Source organism: Thermanaerothrix sp., from assembly GCA_026417795.1.
Classification (GTDB): domain Bacteria; phylum Synergistota; class Synergistia; order Synergistales; family Synergistaceae; genus Thermanaerovibrio.
Genome location: JAOACP010000001.1, coordinates 91605 through 103068 on the forward strand (window position 1 = coordinate 91605; position 11464 = coordinate 103068).

Below are 11464 nucleotides of genomic sequence, written 5' to 3' on the forward strand. Positions count from 1 at the left end.
ATGTCTGTGGACATGGAAGCGGTAAAGGACCTTAGGGCTCGTACCGGAGCTGGTGTGCTGGATTGCAAGAAGGCTTTGGCGGAGTGTGGAGGAGACATAGAGAAGGCGGTGGATTACCTCCGGGAGAAGGGGCTTGCCAAGGCCGCCAAGAAGGTGGGGCGCACCGCTGCTGAGGGGCTGGTCTTCAGCTACATTCACACCAACGGCAAAATAGGTGTGCTGCTGGAGCTTAACTGTGAGACCGACTTTGTGGCCAGGACCGACGAGTTCAAGAAGCTTGGGCATGAGATAGCCATGCACATCGCTGCTGCCAATCCGCAGTACGTATCTCCCGAGGATGTTCCCTCCGAGGATCTTGAGAGGGAGAAGGAGATCTATCGGAAGCAGGCTCTGGAGGAGGGTAAGCCGGCCCACATCGTGGATAAGATCGCGGAGGGCCGAGTTAACAAGTTCTACGAGGAAACCTGCTTGCTGGAGCAGCCCTACATAAGGGACCCGGAGAAGAAGATAAAGGACCTGGTGATGGAGAACATAGCCAAGATAGGTGAGAACATAGTGGTTCGCCGGTTCACCAGGTACGCCATCTCCGAGTAAGGGGATCTCGGCATTTGAGAGGCGAGGGAAGGTCCCTCGCCTTTTTCCTTGGGCATAAAAGGCCCTTGGGTTATGGGTTATGCGGTGTATCTGTCACGACTGTAAAGATCAGGAGGCTTGCCATGGGGCGATACAATAGGGTGCTTCTCAAGCTGTCTGGCGAGATATTGGCGGGTAAGTGCGGCTTTGGATTAGACCTGGAGGAAGTTAGCAGCATTTGCGCCGAAATCGCTGACGTGGCCCGTGAGGGTGTGCAGGTGGCCATGGTGGTCGGAGGCGGAAACATAATGAGGGGGCAGCAGGCGGTCCAGAAGGGAATGGAACGGGCCCAGGCGGACAGCATGGGGATGCTGGCCACGGTGATAAATGCTTTGGCCCTTCAGGATGCTCTGGAGAGGATGGGGATGAGCACCAGGGTTCAGACTGCGGTGGAGATGAGGCAGGTGGCGGAGCCCTTCATCCGCCGGCGGGCCATAAGGCATCTGGAAAAGGGCCGTATAGTCATCTTTGCCGCCGGTACCGGTTCTCCTTATTTCTCCACCGACACAGCCGCGGCCCTTCGAGCTTCGGAGATAGGGGCTTCGTGCCTTATCAAGGCCACCAAGGTGGATGGTATATATGATGATGATCCTTCAAAGAACCCCAATGCCAACAGGTTGCCCGTTGTAAGCTACAGAGAAGCCCTTACCAAGGGGCTTAAGATAATGGACGCCGCCGCCTTTGCGCTTTGCCAGGAGAACAACATCCCTATAATAGTGTTTGATGTGCTTAAGAGGGGTAACCTGAGATCCCTCTTGGTGGATGGCAAGCCTGTGGGCTCGGTGGTTTGCGCTGATCCACAGGGAGATAACTGACAGGGCTAAAAGGGAAAGGAGTGATCTTTTCATGCCTCAGAACCAGATTAAGGATATGAAGCAGAAGACAGAGAAATCCATCGAACATCTCAAGGGTACCTTGCAGGGCATAAGGACCGGGCGGGCTCATCCTGCCCTAGTGGAGGACATAAAGGTGGACTACTTTGGCACGCCTACTCCGATTAAGCAGATGGCCACGGTTACCGTCCCCGAGTCCCGTCAGCTTGTTATAACTCCCTGGGACAAGACCGCTCTCAAGGCCATTGAGAAGGCGATACAGTCCTCCTCCCTTGGCGTTACCCCAAAGACCGATGGTGACACCGTAAGGGTCACCCTGCCGGAGCTGACTAAGGAGCGTCGCCAGGAGCTCTCCAAGCTGGTTAACAAATACGCCGAGGAGGCCAGGGTGGCCATAAGGAACATAAGAAGGGATGTGCTGGAAGCCTTCAAGAAGATGGAGAAGGCTGGAGAGATCAGCGAGGACGAGCACAAGAAGCTCCAGAAGGAGGTTCAGGACCACATAGACGCTGCTATCAAAAAAGTTGATCAATTGGCCCAGGATAAGGAGAAGGAGATCCTTAACGACTGACCTCTTTCACTTTGTTGTACCATGGGGTCGTTCGTGGAGTTAACTTTAGAGTTTTGAGGGGGACGTGGAGTCCCCCTCTTTTTGTCTCCATGGGGTGCCCATTTTTTAGGTGCTTGGATATCATCATGATGGGCCAAGGGGAGGGGCATTGTACAGCGCTTGATCTTTTGTTTAGATCTAAGAAGGGTAGCCCGTTGGCGGGATCCTATGGCGCTTGCATATACGTTTGGTAAGGCCGTGGCATCCATATCATATAAAGATCCCGCCGGGATCAGGTCCAAGCGGGATCTTGTGTGGTGCCGCGTAAGCCGAAGCCCCTTGTCTTAAGGACAACTGCTAAAGGGAGGCTAGGAACTCCTTAAGGCGCCCCATGCCTTCCTCGATCTCCTCCATGGAGTTGGAATAGGAGAGCCTTATGTATCCCGGGGCGAAGAAGGCACTGCCCGGTACAGCGGCCACCCACTTTTCCTCAAGCAGTCTTGCGGAGAACTCCTGATCATCCTTTAGGGGGGAGTTGGATACGTTAAGGAAGACGTAGAAGGCCCCCTCCGGCACGTGAAATGAGACGTGGGGCATATCATTCAGCAGTTCCACCATCCGGTTCCTTCTTGCTTCGAAGGCCTTCCTCATGAACTCAACCGCGTCGTCCCCATCCTTTATGGCTCCAAGGGCGGCCCATTGGGCTATGGAGCTGGCGTTGGAGTTCAGATGCCCCTGCAGGGCGTTTATGTCAGCGATCCACTGGGAAGGGCCAAGGGCATAGCCTATTCGCCAGCCCGTCATGGCATAGGCCTTGCTCGCTCCGTTAACTATCAAGGTCCTGTCCTTAAGGTCCGGCGCTACCTGGAGTATGTTCACGTGTTTGGCATCTCCGTAAACGAGCCGTTCGTACATTTCATCGAATATTATCCATAGGTCCCTTTCCCTTGCCACTTGAGCCAGCATTTCCAGCACCTTGGCGTCCCAAACCGCGCCTGTTGGGTTGCAGGGGGTGTTGATTATCATGCCCTTGGTGTTGGGGCTCAAGGCCTTCTCCACCATTTCCCTGGTGGGTATTAGGTTGGTGCCCAACGTGTCCACCAAAACCTCACGGCCCTCCGCCAGCCGTATCTGCTCCACGTAACTTACCCAAGCGGGGGTGAAGAGGAGAACCTCATCTCCGGGGTCAACCACCACTTGTATGGCCTCATAGAGAAGGGGCTTCCCGCCGCTGCCCACGGTTATCTGGGATACCGGATAGTCCAGGTTCATCCTGGTCTTGTAATAATCCTTTATTGCCTCCCTAAGCTCCGGTATTCCGGCCACGGGGGTGTAGTGGGTTTGCTGGGACCTTATGGCCTCCATGGCGGCTTCGCAGGCAGCCTGGGGGCTGCCGAAGTCCGGCTCTCCAGCGGCGAAGGAGATGACCTTTTTGCCCTCCATCTTCAATGCCTTTGCCTTGTTGACCAGGCTCAAGGTGGCGGATGGGGCCATCCGCTGGGCTCTCAAGGACCGCTTCATGTTTCATCACTCCTTAATAGTGTTATTTTCTATTGGTAAATCATATCCAACCTTGCGGGTATTTCGCAACCCTGGTGGGGGCGAAAAATATTAAGTGTGCCTAAAAAGAATTTATGTGGTAAAATTGAATCACCGAGCAGGATTGGAGGGATTGCGATGGACGTACGCTTTGTAGCCCGCAATGTTGAGTTGCAGAACTCCGTCAAAGATCTTATGGAGAAGAAGCTGGGCAAATTGGAACGGTTTTTCGACCGTATCCTGGATACCCAGGTGACCGTTGACTTCAAGAGGGGAATGTACGTCGTGGAGATTACCTCCAATATAAACGGCATGGTGATGAGGGGAGAGGATTACGCGCCGGACCTTCGCAAGGCATTTGAGAAGTCCCTTAAGAACATAGAACGTCAGGTTAAGCGCCACAAGGACCTCTTGGTGGACCGTCTGCAGCTTAAGACCAAGGACATATCCTTTGAGCTGGAGACCGAGCCGTTCGCCTTAGAGGAGGACAAGTCCCAGGAGAAGGTGGAGATCGTTAAGGTCAAGAAGTTCCCTGTGAGGGCTATGACCCCCCATGAGGCGGCGCTCCAGATGGATCTTTTGGGGCACAGCTTCTTCCTCTTCCGCGATGGAGATACGGGAGAAATGAACGTGGTGTACCGTCGTAAGGAGGGTGGCTACGGGGTACTGAAGCCCGAGGCATAGCTTCCGCCCCTCTGGTGTGAAAGTTGGTGTAATATGAGCGGGGAGGGCTGCCCTTCCCGCTTTTGAATTTTTGAGCCCTTGAGGTTGAAACATCATGATGATGTGGTTTCCTTTGGAGGTCTTGGAATGGTAGTCATGAGGTGTTCGGACGTTCTTGATGGATTAAACCCAAAGCAGGCCGAAGCGGTCACCTATTGTGACGGCAACCAGCTCATCCTTGCTGGAGCTGGTAGTGGTAAGACAAGGGTGCTTACCCGCAAGATAGCTTATCTCATAAAAGAAAAGGGAGTGCTGCCTTCAAAGATATTGGCGGTTACCTTCACCAATAAGGCGGCGGCGGAGATGCGCCAGCGTGTTGAGAAGCTTCTTGGAGGGGCTCTCAGCGGCATGCGGATATGTACATTTCATTCCTACGGCCTTAACTTCCTGCGCCGCAATGAAAACGTGTTGATGAAGATGGGGTATGCCACTCCAATCCTGGTGATGGATAGGACGGATCAGAAACGCCTTATAAAGCAGATCCTCAAGGAGAACAACGTCGATGAGCGAAGGGTTGAGGTTTCATGGCTGGTGGACGCCTTTTCTTCAGCTAAGGAGGGAGACGCTCCCGGTTCCTTTTTTCGTGGCGAGGCCCAGAGGCTCTTTGAGATCTACCGGGAGAGGATGAAGTCACAGGGGGCGTTGGACTTTGATGATCTGATAACCCTTCCCTTGGAGATATTGTCCTCCAATCGGGAGGTTCTGGAGCGGGAACTCTCATCAATAGATTGGATACTGGTTGATGAGTACCAGGACGTTAACCGATCTCAGTACAGGCTTCTCAAGAAGCTTTCTTCCGGTGGGCAGCGCATAGTGGTGGTGGGGGATCCTGATCAGGCCATATACGGTTGGCGGGGCGCCGATGTGACCATGATACTTAACTTTGACAAGGATTTCCTGGATGCCAAGGTGACGGTGCTGGAGCAGAACTACCGTTCAACCGGCAATATCCTGGAGGGGGCTAACCACGTAATATCTCGCAACTCCGAAAGGCCCAAGAAGAACCTCTGGACCGCCGCTGGCCGGGGGGAGAAGATAAGGATCTTAAAGGCCAGGGATGACGCGGAGGATGCGAGATGTCTTGTGGAGTGGATAGAGCGGCTTTCCTGCGATGGATATTCGCTTGGAGACATGGCCATCCTGTATCGCATAAACGCCCTTAGCCGGCTTTATGAGCAAAAGCTTATGGAGGCTGGGATACCCTACAAGGTGATAAGAGGCCTTGGCTTTTATGAGCGCAAGGAAGTGAAGGACGTTCTAGCCCTGATGAAGCTGGCGGTTCAGCCAAGGGACAGGGTATCCTTCGAGCGGATGGTGAACGTACCAGCCAGAGGCATAGGGCCTAAGTCCATAGAGGCCGCCTGGAGCTGGATGGAGGGCATGGTCTTAGTTGAGCCGTTGGACTTTTGGCGGGCGGCGGAGAAGGGACAGCCGCCGCTCAAGGGGAAGGCGAAAGAGGGTTTTATGGAGCTGGCCAGGGGTATGCTTGGCATCCTGGAAGCTCGGGACAGCGCAAGGGATGCGGTCCGTTACATCCTGGAGGACTATGGATATGGCCGTTATCTGGAGATGGAGGATCCCGCCTCTTTTGAGGATAGACTGCAGAACGTTAAGGAGCTCTTGTCGGTGTTGCCCGATGGCACCATAGACCAGGTGTTGTCTGAAGTCGCCCTCTTCTCCGATGCGGATGTGAGCTCCGATGAAGATAAGGTGAGTCTTCTCACCCTTCACGCCGCCAAGGGGCTTGAGTTCTCTGTGGTCTTCATGGTTGGCTTGGAGGATGGCATATTTCCTAACGCAAGGTGCTTAGACGATAGAAGCCTCCTGGAGGAGGAACGTAGGCTTTTCTACGTGGGAATGACCAGAGCTCAGGAGCGGTTGTTCCTGTCCGGAGCTGCCAGGAGGGTGATATTTGGGAGCGTTGTGGTAAACGGGTTCTCAAGATTTCTTTTGGAGATCCCGGAGAATTGTGTTCACCTTGAGGACAGGACCAAGGAGGGACCCTTGTTTGTTCATCGTGGCTTTGACAGGAGACGTTGGAGCTGGTAAATCAACCTTCATGTCCATCCTCTCCAAGATGGGGGCGAGGACCGCTTCTGCAGACCTGGTGGCGAAGGGTTTGTGGATGAGGCGGGATGTAAGGGATGCCTTCGTCTCCCGATGGGGGTGCCTGCCCACTAAAGCGGATGGATCCATTGATGCCGCCGCCATATCCAAAAAGGTCTTCTCCGATGCGGAGGAGTATCATTTCCTTTGCTCCGTCTTGCATCCTACCACCTGGGAGATGCTTAGGGATGCCGTTACCGATGATGGTGTGTGGGTTCTTGAGGTTCCCCTGCTATTTGAGTCCAAAGTGCCCCATTGGATTGACGGAACGGTGTATCTAAGAAGTCCTAGGGATGTCCGCGTTTCTAGGGTTGCTGCCAGAGGGTGGGATGATGAAGAGCTCCTATCCAGGGAGCGGTGGCTGTTGGATGGCGAGGTAAAATCCCGCATGGCCGATTGGGTATTGGATAATTGCGGGACGTTGGAGGATTTGGAGATTGCCGCCCGGGGCCTGTATGAGGAGTTTAGGCGGCTGAATTCCGTGTTGCTTGGAAACCTTACATTTGGGTCGATGTCCGAGGCAAGGCGCTTTGCCAACGAGATGGTAGAAAGGCGAATAGCTGCGTGCTGCAGGATGAAGTTGGTTTCCAGCGTGTATCGGTGGGAAGGGGCGGTTTGCGATGAGGATGAGGCGGAGCTGACATTTAAGACCATTGAGGATAGGCTTGAGGATCTAAATGAACTTCTTCAAAGCCATCCTTACCAGATGCCAGCTCTTATGCTTCAACGACCCCATAGGATGCCCCTTGGTCTTAGGCGTTGGGTGGTGGAGAGCTGTTCGCCATGAGGGTCATAACCACCCACATAGGTGCGGACTTTGATTCCCTTGCCAGCATGTGGGCGGCCCTTAAACTATATGGAGACGGGGCCATGTGCTTCTCCGGGGCGGCCTCAAGGAATGTAAGGGATTTCTTGAAACGCAACAGGTTCCGCCTAAAGGTTCTGACTCCCAAGCAGGTAAATATGGAAGCCATCTCTAACTTGGTGGTGGTGGATGCCAGATCCCTTGGCAGGATAGGTCCCTTTGCCTCCGTGGCGTCGGATCCATCCGTGGCGGTTCACGTCTTTGACCACCACCCTCCGGTGCTTGATGAGATCCCCGCTTCGTTCTCCGTTGTTGAAAGGGCCGGCGCCACCGCTACGGTTCTCACGGAGATGCTGTTGGAACGCTCAATCCCGTTGAGCCCCTTCGACTGTACGTTGCTGGCCATGGGAATATATGAGGATACCGGAGCTCTTACCTTTGGATCCACCACCGAACGGGAATACCTGGTGATGGGCGAGCTTAAGAAGAGGGGGGCTGACCTACCATCTATCCCTACGTGGATAGAGCTTTCCTTTTCAACCCTGGAGAGAGAGCTTTTGGATCGGATGATAGAGGCGGCAAGGGAACGCTTCGTGAAGGGGTATCGGGTGGTATCATGCGCGCTGGAGTTTCCTCGATTCTCCGAGGGGATAAGCCTATTTGTTCACCGGTTGATGGATTTCTTTGACGCCGATGTGGCTGTGGCGGTTATTAGCATGGACAAGCGGACCTATGCGGTGGTTAGGAGCAGGGAAGGCATAGTGGATGCCAGAAAGGCCATGGGGGATCTCCCCGCCGGAGGGCATCCGCAGGCGGCTTCGGCTTCAATGCCAAGGCGTGATCCAAGGGATGTGCTTGACGATCTTGAATGCCGGATAGAGAAGATGCTTAAGCCGGCCCTTACGGTGGGAGATGCCATGTCAAGCCCGGTTATGGCGGTTAGTGCCGCCCAAACCGTGGAGGATGCATACCGCCTTATGATCCGCTACGGCCATTCCGCTCTCCCGGTGGTATACGATGGCCGCGTAGGCGGGATTATCACCCGGAAGGACCTGGACAAAGCACAGCTGCATGGTCTTGGGCTTGTGCCAGTTAAAGAGTTCATGACCGAGAGGGTGGTGACCATAAGTCCCGATGCCCCCGTTTGGGAGGCTCACCGACTGCTGGTTGCTAACAACGTGGGAAGGCTGCCGGTGGTGCGGGATGGAGTCCTGGTGGGGATAATCACCAGGACCGACATGTTGAGAGCCCTCTATCCCTCCGTTTCGTCTTCTTACGATTCAAGAGAAGGGGTATCTTTGCCCTGGCAAGAGGATGTGTCCCATGCCCTTGATGAAGTTCCACGGGATGTCATGGAGAAGATCCGCTTCTTGGTGGATAAGGCTGGAGGAATGGGTTATCCCATATACCTGGTGGGGGGCTTCGTAAGGGACCTGTTGATGGGGCGTAGGAATGAGGATGTGGATCTGGTGGTAGAGGGGGATGCGGTTCCTCTGTTGGAGTCTCTGATTCGGGAGGGTCTTGATGTTTCCATACATAGGCGCTATGGAACCGGCACCATAGCTTTCCAAGACGGCAGGAAGGTGGACTTGGCAACCGCCAGGAGGGAGTTCTACGAGTATCCGGTTGCCCAGCCGACGGTTTGTATGGATTCGTTAAAACACGACCTTTACCGGCGGGACTTTACCGTTAACGCCATGGCCATATGTCTTAGCCCCCAGTGGGGGCTTTTGGTGGACTACTTTGGGGGCCGGGCGGACCTTAAAAGGGGACAGCTTAGGGTGCTGCACAACCTGAGTTTCGTTGAGGACCCCACCAGGATCTTCAGAGGGGTAAGGCTTGAGGGGCGGTTGGGCCTTAGGATGAGCCGAGATACGGAGCGGTTGGCGACCAGTGCGGTAAAAGGGGGGCTCTTGAACCTCCTTTCCGGGCCTAAACTTCGCAGTGAGGTGGAGCTCGTCTTCTTGGAGAGGGATTTTGTTTGGGATGTGGAGCGCCTTCTGGAATTGGGGGCGTGGGAAGCGGTCTTCCCTGGGGTGCCGGTTGGATCCTGTGGGATAAAGGCTCTAAGAAAACTATCCATGTTCAGGCGCAGGCTTGGGAAAGACCTCCCCGATTTCGGCAGGGACCTTTGGCTTGCCTTTTTGGGGGTGCTACTGTATTTTGGAAGCCCTTGGGGTGCCAGGAGTGCGATTGATAGGCTATTCCTCTCATCAAGGGAGAGGGAGTTGGTGGAGAGGATCCTTAAAGATTTAGGCTCGGTGGAGAGTGCCATAGGCACCAAGGGAGAGATCCGCTGGTCGGTGATATGCAAAGAGCTTGAGAGGTTTAACCGGTTGGTTGTTTTCGCATGGTGCGGTCTCACGGATAAGTGGCGAGTAAGGCGGCGCATGCTTTTGTATCTTACAAGGCTTTCGAAGGTCTTCCCCATGCTTACCGGTAGGGATCTGATAGATCTTGGGGTTCCAAGGGGGCCGATGGTTGGTGCGGTGCTTGACGCACTTCGCTGGGCCCGTATGGATGGGGAGGTTGAGACCCTGGAGGAGGAAAGGGCGTGGGTGGTAAAGAGGTTAGTGGAAGCCTGAATATATGTGGTTGACATGTTGGTGTAGCATCACCAGGCCTTAAAATTTGCGATGTTTTGGGGGTAGATAGATTGTTCTCCGACTTTTCGCTCCGGCTTGCGGAGCTCCTTTTGAGCATACCGGCGGTTTTGTGGGCCATAACGTTTCATGAGTTTTGTCATGGGTACGTGGCCCACCTTTTGGGGGATCCTACCCCTAGGCTTTCCGGTCGACTCTCCCTTAATCCCCTGCATCATCTGGATCCAGTTGGGGCGGTTATGTTGTTGATATTCAGATTTGGTTGGGCTAAACCGGTACCTGTGGATGCAAGGTACTTCAAGAACCCCACAAGGGACATGGTGTTAGTTTCGCTGGCGGGGTCGGCGGGCAACTTCCTTACCGCCTTTATGGTTGGGCTGATGGTAAAGGTGATGCCCCAGTTTTTTCTCTCTAACTTCGCTCTTCGAGAGCTGGTGCTCCTCATGATCTTCATAAACCTTGGCCTTGGGGTGTTCAACCTTTTCCCCATACCACCTTTGGATGGATCAAAGATACTTTACCTTCTCCTGCCTAGCCGATGGCTGCACTCGTACTTCTGGTTGGAGCGGTATGGGGTACTGGTGATACTGGTTCTGGTGATGACCGGAGTCCTTCCAAGGATAATGAGTCCGGTGGTGATGTTTTTGGCTTCATTAGTTCTTTGAACGACCGTGGATGTGCGGGTTGATCTCTTTAATTTGACGACTTAATGCTATGTGGGAGTGGATTGGTTGATGAAGATATTGATCTCAAACGATGATGGCATATTGGCGCCTGGAATTCAGATAATGGCGAAGGTGCTGGCGGACAGGGGTATACCTGCCGTTGTGGTGGCCCCTGACAGGGAAAGGAGCAGCATAGGGCATGCCATAACCCTTAATCGTCCGTTGCGGGTTTGGCATCTTGAGCCCGGCGTATTCCCCACCATGATGCCCGCCTACGCGTGCGATGGAACCCCGTCGGACTGTGTGGTGATAGGAACCGAAGAGCTGGCAAGGGACGTTACAATGGTGCTTTCGGGTATAAACCGTGGTCCTAACCTTGGAGATGATTTGACCTATTCCGGCACTGTGTCCGCAGCTATGGAGGGCCTGATCTTGGGGTATCACGCCATAGCGGTATCCTTGGCCTGCAAGGGATCCGATCCGGCGGCCCATTACAGCACCGCCGCGGCGGTTGTCATGGCCTTACTGGACTGGTTCAGGGAGAACGGCACTCCAAACGGGGTCCTCTACAACATAAACGTGCCCAACGTGCCCATCCGAAGCCTCAAGGGAATGTTGCCCACCCGCAAGGGTACCAGGCTTTATAGGGATAAGGTGGTGAAATTCAAGGATCCCCAGGGAAGGGATTGCTACTGGATGGGAGGGGTGCCGGAGGACCACATGGAAGAGGGAACCGACGTATGGGCGGTGGCCAACGGTTATGCGTCCATAACGCCGGTGCACATGGACATGACTCATTACGATACGTTGGAAGCCATGCGCGCCAACGGCGTGGATTCGCTGCTTAAAAGGTCCTGATTTTTCCTTCCGCCCCCATGTTGCCTCTCTTAAGAATCTAAACGAACGAGACGGGTTGCCTCATGTAAAAATCTAAACGAAGGCAGGGATCTTTTTGGGGGATCCCTGTTTTCTTTTCTCTGCCCCGCATTTTCCCAGCTCCTCCAATG

The 11464-nt window shown here is 54.2% G+C and carries 10 protein-coding genes; 9 read left to right on the forward strand and 1 reads right to left on the reverse strand.

The annotated features are described in order from the left end of the window. The 3 genes from tsf to frr all read left to right on the forward strand — a co-directional run bounded on the left by tsf (position 1) and on the right by frr (position 2037). Positions 1–594 carry a translation elongation factor Ts gene (tsf, locus tag N2315_00505; protein MCX7827678.1) on the forward strand — a complete coding sequence of 198 codons (594 nt, stop codon included), beginning with the start codon at positions 1–3 and terminating at the stop codon, positions 592–594. 122 nt (positions 595–716) lie between these two features. Next, on the forward strand, positions 717–1448 hold the full coding sequence (pyrH, locus tag N2315_00510) for a UMP kinase (protein ID MCX7827679.1): 732 nt from the start codon (positions 717–719) through the stop codon (positions 1446–1448). Positions 1449–1479: 31 nt separating this feature from the next. Next, positions 1480–2037 (forward strand): ribosome recycling factor, encoded by a 558-nt coding sequence (frr, locus tag N2315_00515; GenBank protein ID MCX7827680.1) that lies wholly within the window; start codon positions 1480–1482, stop codon positions 2035–2037. A 336-nt stretch (positions 2038–2373) separates the two neighbouring features. Here frr and N2315_00520 read toward each other — a convergent pair whose 3' ends face one another. Beyond that, complete coding sequence (locus N2315_00520; GenBank protein MCX7827681.1) at positions 2374–3537, reverse strand: pyridoxal phosphate-dependent aminotransferase; 1164 nt, start codon at positions 3535–3537, stop codon at positions 2374–2376. Between the two features lie 156 nt (positions 3538–3693). Here N2315_00520 and raiA point away from each other — a divergent pair, with 156 nt between their 5' ends. From raiA to surE, 6 genes are all read left to right on the forward strand, one after another. Then, on the forward strand, positions 3694–4239 hold the full coding sequence (gene raiA, locus N2315_00525) for a ribosome-associated translation inhibitor RaiA (protein MCX7827682.1): 546 nt from the start codon (positions 3694–3696) through the stop codon (positions 4237–4239). 126 nt (positions 4240–4365) lie between these two features. Continuing rightward, entirely contained in the window at positions 4366–6327 is a 1962-nt protein-coding gene (locus tag N2315_00530) for a UvrD-helicase domain-containing protein (GenBank protein ID MCX7827683.1), read from the forward strand. Continuing rightward, positions 6296–7171, forward strand: coding sequence for a dephospho-CoA kinase (gene coaE, locus N2315_00535; GenBank protein MCX7827684.1), 876 nt, complete (start codon positions 6296–6298; stop codon positions 7169–7171). Before N2315_00530 ends, coaE begins: the two co-directional genes overlap by 32 nt. Beyond that, a complete protein-coding gene (locus tag N2315_00540; protein MCX7827685.1) occupies positions 7144–9774 on the forward strand; it encodes a CBS domain-containing protein in 2631 nt (876 codons plus the stop codon). Before coaE ends, N2315_00540 begins: the two co-directional genes overlap by 28 nt. Before the next feature lie 71 nt (positions 9775–9845). Next, on the forward strand, positions 9846–10457 hold the full coding sequence (locus tag N2315_00545; GenBank protein ID MCX7827686.1) for a site-2 protease family protein: 612 nt from the start codon (positions 9846–9848) through the stop codon (positions 10455–10457). 69 nt (positions 10458–10526) lie between these two features. Then, a complete protein-coding gene (surE, locus tag N2315_00550; protein MCX7827687.1) occupies positions 10527–11315 on the forward strand; it encodes a 5'/3'-nucleotidase SurE in 789 nt (262 codons plus the stop codon). The last annotated feature ends 149 nt before the right edge of the window (positions 11316–11464 follow it).

Bases quoted from the DNA above. Each gene is read 5' to 3' on its own strand.
- tsf (MCX7827678.1), top strand. From the start codon at position 1: ATGTCTGTGGACATGGAAGCGGTAAAGGACCTTAGGGCTCGTACCGGA.
- pyrH (MCX7827679.1), top strand. From the start codon at position 717: ATGGGGCGATACAATAGGGTGCTTCTCAAGCTGTCTGGCGAGATATTG.
- frr (MCX7827680.1), top strand. From the start codon at position 1,480: ATGCCTCAGAACCAGATTAAGGATATGAAGCAGAAGACAGAGAAATCC.
- N2315_00520 (MCX7827681.1), bottom strand. From the start codon at position 3,537: ATGAAGCGGTCCTTGAGAGCCCAGCGGATGGCCCCATCCGCCACCTTG.
- raiA (MCX7827682.1), top strand. From the start codon at position 3,694: ATGGACGTACGCTTTGTAGCCCGCAATGTTGAGTTGCAGAACTCCGTC.
- N2315_00530 (MCX7827683.1), top strand. From the start codon at position 4,366: ATGGTAGTCATGAGGTGTTCGGACGTTCTTGATGGATTAAACCCAAAG.
- surE (MCX7827687.1), top strand. From the start codon at position 10,527: ATGAAGATATTGATCTCAAACGATGATGGCATATTGGCGCCTGGAATT.